Source organism: Acidocella sp., assembly GCF_035535915.1.
Taxonomy (GTDB): Bacteria; Pseudomonadota; Alphaproteobacteria; order Acetobacterales; family Acetobacteraceae; genus Acidocella.
Genome location: NZ_DATLPB010000063.1, coordinates 11810 through 27781, shown reverse-complemented (window position 1 = coordinate 27781; position 15972 = coordinate 11810). Strand labels below are relative to the sequence as shown.

Below are 15972 nucleotides of genomic sequence, written 5' to 3'. Positions count from 1 at the left end.
AAGCGGCTTGGCCGCTTGACTCTAAAAGATCTCCGCTTTATCGGACTGTTACATAAATCACGTCCTCATCATAGAAAACATTGCTAATTACCTGTCGCCATCCGGCGGCAAAGCTTCAAATGACAGGTTGCCGTGCACAGCGGCAGCGCCTCCCTAACATGCCGTTTTGTCAAAAAAAATAACGATCCAGGAGTAACAACGTTGGCAAATATGAAGCAGTCCCGCCGCGGCGGTCGTGTCGAAATTCTCTCCGGCGTCGCCGCCCTGGCGATCGCGGTGGGGCTCGCCGGCGCCGCGCCGGCCCACGCGCAGGATGCGTCCGGCACAACGCCGACCATCAAGAATTATACTCAGGCGCATGCCGACAACAGCAGCTGGATCCTGACCGGCAAAGGTTACGACAATAACCGTTACGTTGCCGACACCACGATCACGCCCGACAATGTCAAAAGCCTGAAGCCGGCCTGGACATTCAAGATCGATGATAACGGGCCGATCGAAGCCACGCCGATGGTCTGGAACGGTACCATCTTCATCACTTCCGCGCATGACCATGTCTATGCGGTCGATGTGAAGACCGGGAAACTGAAATGGGAATTCCAGGACAACCCGCATGTCATCGCCTTCGCCGCCAATCGCGGCGTCGCCTTGCTCGACGGCAAGGTTTATATCGGCACACTGGACGGACATCTGGTCGCGCTTGATGCCGAGACCGGTAAGACCGTGTTCGATGTGCTCGCCGTGGCGGACCCCACGAATTCGTTCTACACTGCGGTGCCGATGCCGTACCACAATCCGACCACCGGCAAGGATGAGCTGCTGCTTGGCGTCTCCAACGGCGACTGGGGCGGCGTCGGCAATATCTCCGCCTTCGATCCGGAAACCGGCAAGCGCCTCTGGCAGTTCGACACGGTGCCGGGCGTCGGCCAGAAGGGCCACAACACCTGGTCCGGCGATTCCTGGAAACAAGGCGGTGCGGCGGTATGGACGCAGATGGCCCTCGATCCGAAGACCGGCATCCTCTACGCGAATGGCGGCAACCCGCAGCCGGATTTCAACGGCCCGGCGCGCCTCGGTTCCAACCTTTATTCCGACTCATTAATCGCGTTGGATATTTCCGGCGCCAAACCCAAGCTCGCGTGGTATCACCAATTCATCGCGCATGACACGCATGACTGGGACCCGGTGATGCCCCCGCTGCTGTTCACCGGGAAGGTGCATGGCCAGAGCATGAATCTGGTGGCCGATGGTGACAAGGCGGGCAATTTCTGGCTGCTGAACTCGCAGACCGGCCAGCTCGTGAACCATCTGCAAATCAGCATGCAATACAACCAAAACTCCGAACCTTCACTGAAAGGCAACTACGCCTGCCCGAACACCAATGGCGGCGTCGAGTTCAATGGCGGCAGCTACGATCCGCAGACGAACCTCCTCTATTTGCCCAGCAGCAATGAATGCGGTTTCTGGCGCGCGACCAAGCAGGTCGTCTACATTGCCGGCCAGTTCTATCTCGGCGGCGCGTTTCCCACCTTCGTCGGCCCGAACACTGGACAGATGAACGCGATCGATATCGACACCGGTGTGTTCGCCTGGCGCGACCATGACAAGCTGCCGATGGCGGGCGGGGCGCTGAGCACGGGCAGCGGCCTGGTCTTCACCGGGCTGCTGAACAATGATTTCGTGGCGTATGACGCGAAATCCGGCGACAAGCTGTGGACCTACAACACCGGCTCGCCGATTATCGCCCCGCCGATTCTGTTCAACCAGGACGGCACTGACTACGTGGCGGTGGCCTCCGGCCCGGCCGGCAACCAGCAAGTGCCGGAAATTCCCACCACCAATGCCGGCACCATGCTGACATTGTTTGCCGTTTCACACTAACAGCAAGGACCACCATGATGCGACTGAACGCGGAGATGCGGGCGCCCCGCCCTAGCCTTCACGCGCTCCTCACCGCGATCGGGATCGCCGCCGCCACTGCGGCGGTGATTCCCGCACCGGCACGGGCCGCGACACCTGGCAGCTATGAAGCCGACCACGCCCAGGCGGTCGCGGCTCTTGCCGACATCCAAGCCGCCATCACCACGATCATGCACGCGGAAGACGCCGCCACCGCCGGCCCGGCAGCGTACAAGACCGCTTCGTCCAGCGCGATCAACGCCCTGGTCGGCAGCCAGGATTCCTCCTTCAGCACCCAGGCGGCCAATCCGGGCGACGAGGTCGGCGCGATCGGCCACGTGAACCAGTTGCTGGACCGCGCCAGCAGCCCGCCCTGGGTGCCCGAGCTGCACGGCGTTCTGGTCAACGCCCAGGCGGCTGTCAGCGCGCTGCAAGACGCCAACAACGCGCATGATCTCGACTCGTATGAGCTCTCGGCTTCGCGGGCGCTGACCGATCTCGAGGTCGCCAAAGGCCGCGCCAGCGAGTATGATTCACTGGGCGGCATCTCCGGCGCGCTCGCCAACACCGCCCTCGCCGTCACCGACGGGGCCGCCGTCGAGAATGGCTGCATGGCGCCGCGGCATGCTGGGTTCGGCCTGTATCAGGGCTATCTGTCCTACCGCGCGGTGCCGCTCTCCAGCATTGGCGGGGCCGGCATCGACAATCCAGGCGGCGCGAAAATCCGTCTGCATAATGGCATGTTGGTGTTCTACACTGCGGCGGCGCCGCAAGTGGTGCAGATGTGCGGCGCCACGCATGCCGAGGCACAGCAGACCATGCCGGAGACCGCCTTGTCCCCCACCCATGTTTCCCCGGCCGTCTTCACCAGTTCCGGCCCGTCACCGCTGCTGATCGAAGCCGCGGACACGTCCGGCGGCAATGCCCCTGCCCTCTACACGGCGGCGCAGGCCAGCGCGGGTGCGCAAGTCTATGCCCAGGACTGCGCCAGCTGCCACGGCGCAAACCTGCAAGGCGTTGCCGCCCCGGCCCTCGCCGGCAAGGATTTCCAAAAGACCGCCATCAGCGACAAATACAGCGTGTCGATCATCCGCACGATCGCGACGCAGAACATGCCACTCAGCAATCCGGGCTCGCTGTCGGACACGCAATACGCCGATGTGCTGGCCTATCTGCTCGCCGCCAATTGCTACCCGGCCGGCACCAAGCCGTTCCCCACGCAGGATGAGCCGGCTTTGCAAGTGATCATGGGGCCGCCAAGCCCCCCCAGCGGCACGGCTGACGCCAACGGTGTGTGCGCCGTCCACTAAAGCCGGATGATTCTAGGTCGAATCTCGTAGCGATCCGCTCTAAAATCTGAATCCGCCTCTAGATAAAATAAGTTAGAGCGCGATGACCTTAAATCATCGCGCTCTAAGGCACGAACACCACGCACATCGGGGGGCGGCATCGGCGCGATGCCGCCCCCCGATTCGTCCATAGGGGCTGAGCGCGGCCGGATCGCGGGCATCGCGCACGGTGGGGGTCGCTTTCAGCGCCGCCTGCCCCCGCCTCCTCTGCCACCTCCTCCTCTGGCCCCGCCGCCCCTGGCGCCGCTTCTCTGCATGGCGCGGCTTTGCGCGCCGCGCTGTTGGAACTGCCCGGCCCGCGCGCCGTCATTCATGCCGCCGAACGCGCCCGTTGCGCCGGTACGCTGGGCTGGCCGCTGCTGCACGCGTTGCCCCCCCGTGCCGCCGCCGCGGTTCGCCGTGCCGCTCCGCGTCCCGCTCATCCCCCCACTCGCCGGCCGGTTCTGCCCTGTCCTGGCGCCCCCCGCATTCGGCCGGCTGCCATTGGCAACACCGCCCCCATTTTGCGCGCCGCCGGGCCGGGTCTGCCGCGTCCCCGCGCCCGTGCCGATATTCGGCCGGTTCACCGCGCCGCTGGGCACGGAGACGCGCGGGCGCCCCACGGCGTTCGTCGGCAAGCCCTGGATCCGCGCCGGCGCCTTCACCGGCCCGCCGGGCGGGCGCACGGCACGGCCACTCCCGGCGCCCGATGGGGCGCGCCAACTGGTGCCGCTGAAATTGCCCCGATTGACGTTGTTTCGGGTAATGTTGTTGTAGCGCGTGGTGTTGACGTTGATGCTGCCACCGCCACAGCAACCGCCATGGCCCCAACCCGCGCCTGCCCAGCCCCAAAGCGACCCGACGACTGCGACGCCGGCCGCAAAGGCGATCCCGCTCGCCAGCGCAGCGCCGGGGTAATAGGCGGGCGGCGGGTAATACACGGGCGGATACGCGGGATACGGCCACGCGCCATAGACCACCGCGGGGTTATAGGCCGGCACATAAACCACCTGCGGGTCGGCCGGCTGGATCACGATGGCGGGGTCGGGCGTCGGCTGCCCCTGATCGTCGACCGTCGCCTGGGTTGAAACAACCTGCTGCGCGGTCGTTTCCAAATGGCCGGCCTGCTGCGCCTGCCGGCGCAGACGCTGCACGGAATCGAGCACATCCTCCTGCTGCGTCGCCATCGCGTAACCGACCTGCTGCGTCCAATCGAGATGCTGGTTGAGCTGCTCCAGCACCTGCGGGAATGGCACCAGCGACTTCACGCTCGGGTCCCAGGGCAGCGGCGCGAGGGCCTGCGCCAGCGCATCGCCTTTCAGCGCCTTGTTGCCATCGCTCTCCAGCCAGCGCGCGGCGTCGACGATCTGCAGCGGATAGGTCGCCGCCATCAGCGTCTGCACGAGCAGATCGTCCGGATACAACGCGATCGGCGCCAGCATGGCGTCGAGCTGCTCGGGGCTGAATTTCGTCGCACCCTGCGCCGCCGAGCCGGCGGCCGCGCCCGGTACCGGTCCCGGCGCGGTCTCCGCGCCCCACGTGCCTTCGGGCGGCATCACCAGCAACAGCGAGAGAAGGGCGGCCAGGATCGGCCGCGCCGCGCCGCTGATCCAGGGCGCACCGCCTGCGCCCGCCGCGCGCGGCCGCGACCAGAGCCGGCCCAGAAAGCCGCCGGGCGGCGAACCAGATGGCAGCCCGGAACGCGCGGTCTTGCCCATCTTCTACGCTCCTTTTTCCCAGCCATCACAAAGATGATGGCATCGGACTACGGGCCGACGAGATCGACCCGCGTCCAGCTCAAATCGGGATTGAACAATGTTATCGCCCGCACCCGCGCCGCCGTGGCCGGCCCGAGATCCTTCTGGAACACCACGTCGTCCTGGTTGACCTCGAAGGTCATGATGCCGGAGGCGCCATAAATCGCCGGCCAGGCGATCAAGGCGAAACCCCGGGTCATGCGGCCATCGACCACATAGTTCAGCGCGCCGCCGGGCGCGCTGTCGCCCTGCCCGGTGAGGATGTCGAAATAATAGCCTTGATAGGGCAGCTTCTTGCCGCCTCTGTCCGCGCCGGGATAGCCCTCTTCCACCGCCTGTTCGACGAGCGGCTCCAGCGGGCTCTCGGGCGCGCCGGCGACGGCGGGCCAATAAAGCCCGTCATGCTGCCCCGGCCTACTGACGAGGCGCTGCGCATACATCCCCGCGCCTTGTGTGCGCATCATCGTGAAATACAATTTTTGTGCGTCGACATAGGCCAGCGCCGTCCGGATCGCGGCGATCTCGTTGCGCCCGATGCGGCGATCGATCAGATCCTGCACGCCTTGCAGACTATCGAAATGCCACTGCCCGCCCTCCTTCACGATCGGGATCGGCAACGGCCAGTCATTCGCGCCGACGGTCAGCACCATGCGGCCGCCGGCCCCTTGCGTGAGCGCGTGCTTGGCATCATAGGCGGCGACGAATTTTTCCCGCGCCTGCTCGTCGGCCACCGGATCGCCGGAGTATAGCAGCGCAACGCTATTGGGGCCGAGCACGTCGTGCATCTCTGCCACATTGCCGGCCCGCGCGGCCGCGACAAGGCCGGCGGCGGCTTCGTCCGGCGTCGCGAAAGCTGTGGCTTGTGTCGGCGTCGCGGTGGGCATGGCTTGCGCCGGCGTCGCCGTTTGCGCCGGGGGCTGCGCCCATGCCGTCCCAACGGCCCCTCCCCCCAGCACAACCAGCAGAGCCCAACCGACGAGCCGGCGCAGCATCATGTTTCCCTCCGCCATTCCACGAAAATCGTTCAAGCGGCCCGTGGCCGTGGGCATCAGGCTCACGCGGAATTTCGCTACCGATCCAGAACAATAATGTTCGTGCCGCCGCGAACCACGCATTGTTGCCCATCATCCCACGATATGCAGGCCGCCGTCGACATAAATGATCTGACCCGTGATCAGCTTGGCGCCGTCGCCCGCGAGCGCCGCGGTCGCGATGCCGACATCGTCAATCGTCACCAGTTCGCCGGCCGGCGCGCGTGTTGCGGCATCGGCCAGCATGTCGTCAAAGGCCGTGATCCCCGAGGCCGCGCGTGTCCGCAAAGGTCCCGGGGAAATCACGTAAACCCGGATCCGGCTGGGTGCGAGTTCAGCGGCCAGATATTTCGCCGATGCCTCAAGCGCCGCTTTCACCGGGCCCATCAGGTTGTAATGCTCCACCACACGATGTGCGCCGTAGAAGCTCATCGTGAACAGCGCGCCGCCTTGTGTCATCAGCGGCTTGGCAAGATACGCCATCCTGATGAAGGAATGACACGAGATGTCCATCGCCTGCGCAAACCCCTTCCGCGAACAGGCCAGCAACGGACTATGCAAATCCTCTTTCGGCGCGAAGGCGATCGAATGCAGCAAAAAATCCAGGCGCCCCCATTTCCCGGCGATGGCGGTGAACACGCTCTCCAACGCGCCCTCGACCTCGACATCCAGCGGCAGCACCAGCGCCGCATCCAATGCCTGCGCCAGCGGCTCCACATGCGGCCGCGCCTTGTCGTTGAGGTATGTCACGGCGATCTCCGCGCCCAGGCGCCGAAACGCTTTGGCACAGCCATAGGCGATCGATTGATCATTCGCGATGCCCGTAATCAGCCCCTTCTTGCCGGCTAAAATGTGCCCCCCCGCCGCCGGTTCGCTGCTCGTTGCCATAGGTTCTGCCCTTCCGTTCACACTCAGTGTGCGTGGCCCGGGCGCGCCGCCCGGAGGAACTCCGCCGTGTACCCGGCAATCGCGGCTTCCTCGTCGGTCGGAACGACCCAGACCGACACGCGAGACTCCGCGCGGCTGATGCGCGGGCCATCGGCTTCATTGGCCGCATCGTCCAGCTCTATGCCAAGCCACGCCAATCTGCCGCAGACCTGCCTGCGGATTTTTCTCGACTTCTCGCCGATGCCCGCTGTGAAAACGATGGCGTCAATTCCGACCATCGCGCCGGCAAGCGAAGCGATCTGCCGGCAGACATGGTAAACATAATAGTCCAGCGCCAATTTTGCAGACGGCGCGGCACTCGCCTCTAAATCGCGCATGTCGCTGCTCACACCGGACAAACCGAGCAGGCCGCATTGCGTGTAAAGCAGCGTCTCCACCGCGGCGATCGACATCCCCTTGTCACGCAGCAGATAGATCAGCACACCCGGGTCCAGCGCCCCGCACCGCGTGCCCATCGGTAAGCCGTCCAATGAGCTGAAAGCCATCGTCGTATCGACGCTGCGCCCGCCTTCGATGCCGCACAGGCTGGCGCCATTGCCGAGATGGGCCACAACCACTTTGCGCGCCGCGATCTCAGGCGCGACCACCGGCAGAAGCCGTGCGATATAATCATAGGACAAACCGTGGAATCCGTACCGCCGGACCCCTTCCCGATAGAGTCCCTCCGGCAGCGCGAAGCGATCCGCAATCTCGGAATGGCGGCGATGAAAGGCGGTGTCGAAGCACGCCACTTGCGGCAGCTCCGGCCGCCGTGCGCGCAGCGCGCGAATGCCGGCGATATTGGCCGGCTGATGCAGCGGGGCGAGCGGCGCCAGACGGTCGAGTTCACTCAGGACTTCATCATCGATCAGAACCGGATCGACAAAGCGCACGCCCCCATGGGCCACGCGATGCCCGGCCGCGACCAACACTCCGTGATCCCCGCTGCTTTGCAGCCACGCCGAGAGCACGCCGATGGCCTGGTCATGATCCTTCACCTGCCCCGCCTCATAGGATCTGTCGACCAGCACCCCGCCCGACGCATTCATCGCCACCAGCCGGGGACGCACGCCGAGGCCTTCGAGTCGCCCTTTCAGCACCCTGTCGCCAACCGCGCCGTCGGCCTCGGAGAACACGCCGAATTTGAGACTTGACGACCCGGCGTTGAGCACGAGGAGGAGATTACCCATTTTAACGCTCCGTCAGCGTGCTGGGCTGCGTGGCATGCACGTAAAGAACCGCCACCGCCGAAGAGGCCAGCCGCGTGCGGATCGAATCCGCCCGGCTCGTGAGAATCACGGGAACTTTGGCGCCGACCACAATCCCGGCGCCGTCGGCGCCGCTCACGACGCTCATATATTTGTAGATGATGTTCCCCGCCTCCAAATCCGGAACGACGAGGATATCCGCCCGCCCGGCAACCGCGGAGGAAAGACCTTTGATATTCGCGGCCTCTTCGCTCATCGCATTGTCCAATGCCAAGGGGCCGTCGATGATGGCATCGGCGATCTGGCCGCGATCGGCCATCTTGCTCAAGGCTGCGGCATCCAAAGTCGACATGATTTTCGGGTTGACGGTCTCGACCGCCGACAGCACGGCGACACGCGGCTTCCTGAGGCCAAAGGCATGCGCGAGATCGACGGCGTTGCGGATGATGTCGATCTTATCTTCCAATGTCGGGTAGATATTGATCGCCGCATCGGTGATGATCAATGGCTTCTCGTAATGCGGTATATCCATGATGAAGCAATGGCTGATGCGCCGGGCCGTCCTGAGTCCACTGTCCTTCCTGACGATCTCCGCGAGAATTTCGTCGGTGTGCAGGCTCCCTTTCATCAGGAGCTTCGCCTTGCCGGATTTCACCAGAGCAACCGCGGTTTCCGCCGCCGCCTGGCTATGCGGTGCAGCGACCAGTTCGCATTTGGCGAGATCGATCTCCGACTGGCTGGCCAGGGCCCTGATCCTCGCCTCCGGCCCCACCAGGATCGGCAGGATCAAACCCGCGCTCGCGGCCTCGACAGCCGCCACAAGAGACGCTTCGCTGCAGGGATAGACAACCGCGGTCGGCGCCGGCGCGAGGCCCTGGCAACGGGCCATAAGCTGCTCGTATCTCTCCCGCCGGGGCGGCGAAAACTCATTCCGCGCCCCTGTGCGCAGGGCGGGCGTTTCCGCCGGCGCAATCACCTCGGCGACGCCCATCATCACTGTGGACTCCGCACCATCGACGCACACACAGTCCAGGACCACAGCTCTCGTCGCCGCATCCTTCTCGCGCACCGTCACCGTCGTCGTCAGCGCGTCGCCAATCGCGATCTGTCGGAGGAACTGCAACGATTGCGCGACATACACGGTGCCCGGCCCGGGCAACCTTGTTCCCAATATGGCGGAAACGAGCACACCCCCAAGCATATTGCGAATGGCCAATGTGCCGGGCAACCCAAGATCGGCAGGGTTGAGATCGCCGAAAAGCACGGAGAATTGCGCGATATCTTCATATCTGATCGTGCGCGTCAAACTCGCCGAATCACCGACTGCGATTTCGTCAAAAGTGCGCGTGGTTGCCGCGCCGTTCGTTTTCATCGCCATCACCTCAATGAAAGCCACTCACCTTCTAACGCCGGCGGCGTTTCTCGACCCTCCGTTACCGGTCATTCCAGCGTTCGCACCGCGCCGGTCTCCGCGGCGGGTGGGGGCTCCGACAATTCGAACAATGCCTCCACCCGCGCCAGACGCCGCTTCGCCTCGCCGCTTAAATCACCGCGCGCCAGGGAGATGCGGCGAATTAGCTCGAACGCCGTTTTGCGCGCATCGACGTCGCGTGGCAGCAATGTCGGCAGCGCGGACATCGCACGCTCCTCGTCGGCGCGCAGGAGCGCTAATTGTTCCCGCACCATCTCCTTAAATGCCGCCAGGGGACTACGCTCTGGCTCCGGCGTGTTCGCCCGGACCTGCCGCAGGATTGCAAAGCCGCGTTCATCAAATGACGGCACCTCACGGCCCAAGCCGATATAAACGAGCGCGCGGATACCCGCCTCGCGCACCCCGCCTTTGTAGAAACGCGCCTCGCGTTCCGCCACCGCGCCGGCGAGATGCTCTTGACGTGCCAGGGCACCTGCTACATGATGGCCCACCTCCGACGCATTTGCCCGCATCCCCAACCAGGCCTGCAACGGTACCGCGCCGTAAACCGACAGAAACCAGCCCTCGATGCACGAGTCCCTGACATTGCGGTAGAAATCGAGAGCTTTCACCATGTGGTCCGACACCGCGCTCTCGCCTTGCGAAAACATATTTGCACCGATGCGAACCCTGTTGGCCGTGACATCTTCTGCCATCATGGCGAGCGGCCACAGCAGCGGATTGCGGTCTGAAAACATCTCATAGCGTAGGCGATAAGGGTGCATCTGCCGCAGCCATTCCGCGGTATATTCATTGCTGAATGCCCGCACGAAGGGGCTGACATAGGTTTTATACACGCCTTGTGTCACGTCAGAGACCCGCGCGACCGTGGCAAAACGCAGATCATCCTCCGCGTTGTTCACGCCCAGCGCGCGGATATCCGCCAGGCCGCGCGGCTCGAAACGGACGACATACTTCCCGGAAACCAGCTCCTGGCTTGGCGTGTCCGCGGTCTTCTCTTCAAAGACCACTTCATACAGGCCTGGCGGCAATATATCGATCAGGTCCATGGCCTGCTGCAGTTCCTGATGCTCTTTCGTCGCGACCTTAGCCGACACAAAAATACCGAGATGCCCAATGGTCAGATGCAGCGCATAAACGATGGTTTGCCCGGCAGCGACCAAATCGGCATCATGGTCGTAAAGATCCAGGATCCAATCCAGCGCCTGTTGCGGCGGCGTGATATTGTCGCCGAACGAGCAAAACACGATAATTGGTGATTTGATGTTACGCAGATCCACCGCGGTGCCCTCCGCGGTCCGAATGCCGGCGCAAGAGAGCCGGTTACCGACGAACAGCTCATCGGCAATGCTCTGCATCTCGCCTTCCGTCAGCAGTACCGGGCTTCCCCACCAGGTTTCAAACTCCAGGAAACGCGGCCCTTCCGTATCCGCTTTGGCGTAGACATTGTAAGGCTTTTTCCAATAAGTGTTCGCCGGATCGAGCGCCTCGAAATTCCTGACCAGATTGGCGCCGTCGAACAGGCCGTGTCCCAGATCTCCGACGAGAGACGTGCTCCATGTTCCGCCGAGCAACCCTCCCAGATACCGCAACGGGTTTTTCCCGCGGACGCCGGCCCAATAAGAGAGCGGCGAACCTGCGAGCATCAAGGGTCCGACGAGATCCGGATTCATGGCGGCCATCATGGCAATTTGCCAGCCGGCCTGACAATTGCCGATCAGCAAGGGTTTGCCATCCGCCTCCGGGTGCAGCGCCACCACCTTACGAACGAACGCCGCCTCGGCACGGCATACATCCTCGACCGTTTGGCCGCGCACGGGCTCCGGGAGGAAACCCACAAAATAACACGGATGACCGGCCGCCAGCGCCACCCCGATTTCGCTGTCGGACTTCATGCCCCCAATGCCCGGCCCGTGCCCCGCGCGCGGATCGAATACGACGACAGGACGCATGCGTGGATCGCTTTTTTGCATCCCATCAGGCGCCAACATGCGAAGCAGACCGTAATTGACGGGACGCTCCAGCTCAAGGCCGTTCATCACAAGTTCAAACCCGTAATGCAGAACGTGGGGCGCCCGTCGTGCATTATGCTCGAAATAACTATTGCCGCGCCGCCGCAGAATATCCAGGAACAAAATGGAGCGTTGCCACGAATCCAGGCTATAGGCCAATGCTTGCGCGGCAATTTCGGCAGGGAACATCGCCATGGTCCAGGCCGATTCGATCCACGCTATCTTGTTCGCCGGCTCGCCCGTCGATTCCGGCGCCCCAACGGAAAGTGACGGGAGCGGTTGCGTGGCTGGCGCGTGCAAAGGACGGTCCGCAAGCGTCATTCCATAATTTCCTTACTATCCCGTGGTTTCCTTGGTTTCCCGAAATGCCCGCAGACCGGGACCATCCCTGCTTCCCGCTTCGGCATTCCGAGGAAAACGAGAGGTCGAGGAGGGTCAGCATTATCGTCACCACACCCGCTTGACCATCCGGCACAATACCGAGCGCCCCTGAAAATTGGCCTTAGAAAAAAGCGGGATTCGCGTAAATCAACGGCCGCTTCCCCGCATTCTCTCTGCCACATCTCAGGGGTCAGCCGGATGTTCGTGCCATCGGCCGGCCGCTTAAAATCCGGTCAGGGCGAGACATTCCATGAACGGATGTTCCGGATGACCAGGCGACGTATTGTCATTTTCGCGGTAATCGCCGTCGCCGTTATCGGCGGCGGCGGCTATTATTACTATAGAGTACTGCAATCCCGGCTTCCCCCCGGCATTGCGTTCGGCAACGGCAGAATCGAAGGCGACGAGATCGCGATCTCGACGAAATACGCCGGCCGCATTGCGGAAATCGATTTCAAAGAAGGCGATCTTGTCCAAAAAGGGCAGGTTCTCGCGCGCATGGACACGAGCGAGCTGGCCGCGTCCGAGCGCGCGGCGGCGGCCTTGGCGGAGCAACGCCAAAAAGATGTGGAGGCCAGCCGCGCAACCATTCAGGTCCGCCAGGCCGAGCTCGATCTCGCGAATAGCGAACTGGCGCGTGGCAAGATCCTGGTTGCGAAAGACGCGATCAGTCGCCAACGTGTCGAGCAGCTCACAGCCGCGCAAATTTCCGCTACCGAGCGCCTCGCCGCGGCAAAATCCGCCACCGCTGCCGCGGAGGCCGCCGTCGTCGCGGCGAAATCCGAGCAGGAACGCCTGCAACATATGATCGACGATTCGACGCTCATTGCACCGAAATTGGGCCGTATGCTGTTTCGCCCGGCCAATATCGGTGAAACCCTTCCGGCGGGCGGGCAAGTCGGAACGCTGGTGGATCTCAGCGACATCTACATGACGTTCTTTTTGCCCAGCACGCAAGCCGCCAGGCTGGCTCTGGGCGCCCCCGGCCGCATCGTGGTGGACGCGATGCCCGGCCGCCCCATTCCGGGCTATGTCTCGTTCGTGTCGCCACGCGGCCAGTTCACGCCCAAGCAAGTTGAAACTCAGACCGAACGGGAACGCATGATGTTCCGCGTCAAGCTCAGCGTCCCCGAACCTTTGGTCATGAAATACATCAACCAGATCAAAGTCGGCGTCACCGGCGTGGCCTATGTAAAGCTCGATTCAAACGTAAAATGGCCGCATTGGCTGGAATCCGATCTCACGGCAGAGGCCGCCACCGAATGACCCCGCCGTCATCTTCTGCCGCGATCGAGATTCAGGCCATCCGACATGTGTATGCGAACATCATGGCGGTGGATGATGTCAGCCTGACCGTTTCCTCCGGCTCCACCGTGGCGCTGATCGGGCCGGATGGTGTCGGCAAATCCACCCTCATGGCCTTGATCGCCGGCGTGAAGAAAATCCAGCATGGAAAGCTCGTGGCGCTCGACGCCGACATGACCGATCCGCGCCAAAGGCGGAATGTGATGCCGCGCATTGCCTACATGCCGCAGGGGCTTGGAAAAAACCTCTATACTGCCTTGACCGTTCGGGAAAACGTCGATTTTTTCGGACGCCTGTTCGGCCAGGATCGTGCGGAGCGCGAGTCCAGGATCGCCAAGCTGCTCGGCGCCATCGGACTCGCCCAATTTGCCAGCCGCTTCATGGGAAAATTGTCCGGCGGCATGAAACAGAAGCTCGGCCTGTGCTGCGCGCTGGTCCACGATCCGGATCTTCTCCTCCTGGATGAACCAACGACGGGTGTCGACCCGCTGTCACGCCGCCAGTTCTGGGAGCTCGTCGGTGGAATCATGGCCGCCCGCCCGGGCCTTACGGTCGTGGTCGCCACGTCGGACATGGATGAAGCCGATCGGTTCGAGCGTGTGGTCATGATGGATGGCGGCAAAATTCTCGCGGACGGCGCACCTTCCGAACTCAAAGCCAAAACCGGCACCGACACGCTGGAGCGCGCGTTCATTGCTTTGCTTCCGACAGAGCGCACCGAAGCGTTGCGGCAGGCCGTAGCGGCGGTGGAACCCATTCCCGCCGACGCACCGGTGGCGATTGAGGCGCATGAGCTGACGCGCCGGTTCGGTACATTCACGGCCGTCGACAAAGTGTCATTCTCGATTCGCCAGGGAGAAATCTTCGGCTTCCTCGGCTCCAATGGCTGCGGCAAAAGCACGACGATGAAAATGCTGACCGGCCTGCTGCCATCAAGTTCAGGAGAAGCGCTGCTGTTCGGGCAGAAGCTTGAGGCGAAAGACATCGAAACAAGGCGGCGCATCGGTTACATGTCCCAGGCTTTTTCCCTGTACAGTGAACTTACGGTCCGACAAAATCTCCATTTGCACGCCGAGATTTTCGATATACGCGGCGCCCGCGGCGCCAAGCGCCTGGACACCGTCACACGACAATTCGGATTGCTGCCCCATCTGGACGAGTTGCCGGATGCCCTGCCGCTCGGCGTTCGGCAACGGCTCTCACTGGCCGTCGCGGTTCTGCACGAGCCGCAAATCCTCATCCTCGACGAGCCGACCTCGGGGGTCGATCCGGTCGCGCGGGACATGTTCTGGAAGCAACTGATTACGCTCTCCAGGGATCAGCACGTAACCATCTTTGTCACAACGCATTTCATGTCCGAGGCCTTACGATGCGACCGCATCTCATTCATGCATGCCGGTCGTGTGATCGCCTGTGACACGCCGGAAAAGCTTCAGCAGGAGCAGAACGCAACCACGCTGGAAGATGCCTTCATCGCCTATATGCAAAAAGGCGGGGCGCAAGAAACGCTTCCCTCAGCGTCCTCCGCCTTTCAGGCGGCAGAGGACACCGCGTCGCGCCATTATCCGGTTTTCTCTCCCAAACGCATTCTCGCCTATGGCTGGCGTGAAGCCGTGGAACTCGCGCGCGACCCGATCCGTCTGACGATCGCGCTTGCGGGTACGCTGATCCTCATGCTGGTCTTCGGCTTCGGCATCACGTTGGATGTGGACCGCGTCAAATACGCCGTGCTGGATTTCGACCAGACACCGGAGAGCCGGCTGTATATAGACGGGTATGCCGGCTCGTCCTATTTCATCCAGCGGCCGCCACTCCACAGCCAAGCCGACCTCGACCGCGCGCTCCGCGCGCACGCCATAACGTTCGCCGTGGAGATACCGCCAAATTTCTCACGCAATATTCGACAGTCCCATCCGGTCGACGTCGCCGCGACCGTTGACGGATCCAACGTGTTTTTTGCGCTCACGATCATATCCTACATCACCCGGCTGAACGAGCAATTCCTGCAGGACCTCTCCGGCTATGGCGGCAGCCACCATTCACCGGCGGTCGATGTGGCAACCCGATTCCGCTATAATCAGGCCTTCCGCAGCGTCGATGCGATGGTGCCATCGACCATCGCGCTGCTGCTCATCTTCGTACCCTCCATTCTCACGGCCTTGTCCGTAGTTCGCGAAAAGGAGCTCGGCACCATTACCAATTTATACGGGACACCCGTTACAAAAATCGAATTTCTTTTGGGAAAACAGATCCCCTACGTCATTCTCGCGCTGGTCAATTTCCTCGTCATGGTCCTCATGGCGGTGACGATCTTCGCCGTTCCCCTGAAAGGGAGCCTGCTGGGGATTATGGTCGGCGCCATTGTCTATGTATTCTCCACCACCGCAATCGGCCTCCTTTCATCCTGCATAACCACGACACAAATGGCCGCCGTATTCGGAACCGCCATCGCGACGATGCTGCCGGCCACACAATTTTCCGGAATGCTCCAGCCAGTCTCCACGCTCAAAGGCACTGGCTACGTGATCGGCACGATATTTCCGACCACCTATTTCATGAAAGTCAGCGTCGGGGCGTTCACGAAATCCCTGTCATTCATCGATGTCCTGCCGTTCATTTTCTGGATGGCGGTGATCTGGCCGGTCCTTCTGATTCTGGCGATGGCCCTTCTTCCAAAACAGGAGAAATAGCG

General features: G+C 62.6%; 10 protein-coding genes. 4 read left to right on the top strand and 6 right to left on the bottom strand.

Features of this window, described 5'->3' with window-relative positions; translation table 11 throughout:
* The first annotated feature begins 210 nt into the window (after positions 1-210).
* Positions 211-1881, top strand: a complete 1671-nt coding sequence (locus tag VNC39_RS07165) for a pyrroloquinoline quinone-dependent dehydrogenase (RefSeq protein ID WP_325397856.1) — start codon at positions 211-213, stop codon at positions 1879-1881.
* 14 nt (positions 1882-1895) lie between these two features.
* Entirely contained in the window at positions 1896-3209 is a 1314-nt protein-coding gene (locus VNC39_RS07160; RefSeq protein WP_325397607.1) for a c-type cytochrome, read from the top strand.
* 221 nt (positions 3210-3430) lie between these two features.
* Here VNC39_RS07160 and VNC39_RS07155 read toward each other — a convergent pair whose 3' ends face one another.
* From VNC39_RS07155 to VNC39_RS07130, 6 genes are all read right to left on the bottom strand, one after another.
* Positions 3431-4945 carry a DUF3300 domain-containing protein gene (locus tag VNC39_RS07155; RefSeq protein WP_325397605.1) on the bottom strand — a complete coding sequence of 505 codons (1515 nt, stop codon included), beginning with the start codon at positions 4943-4945 and terminating at the stop codon, positions 3431-3433.
* A 47-nt stretch (positions 4946-4992) separates the two neighbouring features.
* Positions 4993-5979: a DUF2950 domain-containing protein gene (locus VNC39_RS07150; RefSeq protein ID WP_325397603.1), complete on the bottom strand. Its 987-nt coding sequence runs from the start codon at positions 5977-5979 to the stop codon at positions 4993-4995.
* Positions 5980-6108: 129 nt separating this feature from the next.
* Positions 6109-6903 carry an enoyl-ACP reductase FabI gene (fabI, locus tag VNC39_RS07145; protein WP_325397601.1) on the bottom strand — a complete coding sequence of 265 codons (795 nt, stop codon included), beginning with the start codon at positions 6901-6903 and terminating at the stop codon, positions 6109-6111.
* 23 nt (positions 6904-6926) lie between these two features.
* A complete protein-coding gene (locus VNC39_RS07140) occupies positions 6927-8132 on the bottom strand; it encodes an acetate/propionate family kinase (protein ID WP_325397599.1) in 1206 nt (401 codons plus the stop codon).
* A 1-nt stretch (position 8133) separates the two neighbouring features.
* Entirely contained in the window at positions 8134-9522 is a 1389-nt protein-coding gene (locus tag VNC39_RS07135) for a bifunctional enoyl-CoA hydratase/phosphate acetyltransferase (RefSeq protein WP_325397597.1), read from the bottom strand.
* A 68-nt stretch (positions 9523-9590) separates the two neighbouring features.
* On the bottom strand, positions 9591-11915 hold the full coding sequence (locus tag VNC39_RS07130) for a DUF3141 domain-containing protein (protein WP_325397595.1): 2325 nt from the start codon (positions 11913-11915) through the stop codon (positions 9591-9593).
* Between VNC39_RS07130 and VNC39_RS07125 the strand changes: the two genes are divergently transcribed.
* Together VNC39_RS07125 and rbbA are read left to right on the top strand one after the other, a co-directional pair.
* Complete coding sequence (locus tag VNC39_RS07125) at positions 11889-13241, top strand: HlyD family secretion protein (protein WP_325397593.1); 1353 nt, start codon at positions 11889-11891, stop codon at positions 13239-13241. The genes VNC39_RS07130 and VNC39_RS07125 overlap by 27 nt on opposite strands.
* Positions 13238-15970 carry a ribosome-associated ATPase/putative transporter RbbA gene (gene rbbA / locus VNC39_RS07120; RefSeq protein ID WP_325397591.1) on the top strand — a complete coding sequence of 911 codons (2733 nt, stop codon included), beginning with the start codon at positions 13238-13240 and terminating at the stop codon, positions 15968-15970. The genes VNC39_RS07125 and rbbA overlap by 4 nt, the downstream gene beginning before the upstream one ends.
* Positions 15971-15972 lie beyond the last annotated feature (2 nt).

Coding starts and splice junctions, on each gene's coding strand:
- VNC39_RS07165 (WP_325397856.1), top strand. CDS start 211: ATGAAGCAGTCCCGCCGCGGCGGTCGTGTCGAAATTCTCTCCGGCGTC.
- VNC39_RS07160 (WP_325397607.1), top strand. CDS start 1,896: ATGATGCGACTGAACGCGGAGATGCGGGCGCCCCGCCCTAGCCTTCAC.
- VNC39_RS07155 (WP_325397605.1), bottom strand. CDS start 4,945: ATGGGCAAGACCGCGCGTTCCGGGCTGCCATCTGGTTCGCCGCCCGGC.
- VNC39_RS07150 (WP_325397603.1), bottom strand. CDS start 5,979: ATGATGCTGCGCCGGCTCGTCGGTTGGGCTCTGCTGGTTGTGCTGGGG.
- fabI (WP_325397601.1), bottom strand. CDS start 6,903: ATGGCAACGAGCAGCGAACCGGCGGCGGGGGGGCACATTTTAGCCGGC.
- VNC39_RS07140 (WP_325397599.1), bottom strand. CDS start 8,132: ATGGGTAATCTCCTCCTCGTGCTCAACGCCGGGTCGTCAAGTCTCAAA.
- VNC39_RS07135 (WP_325397597.1), bottom strand. CDS start 9,522: ATGAAAACGAACGGCGCGGCAACCACGCGCACTTTTGACGAAATCGCA.
- VNC39_RS07130 (WP_325397595.1), bottom strand. CDS start 11,915: ATGACGCTTGCGGACCGTCCTTTGCACGCGCCAGCCACGCAACCGCTC.
- rbbA (WP_325397591.1), top strand. CDS start 13,238: ATGACCCCGCCGTCATCTTCTGCCGCGATCGAGATTCAGGCCATCCGA.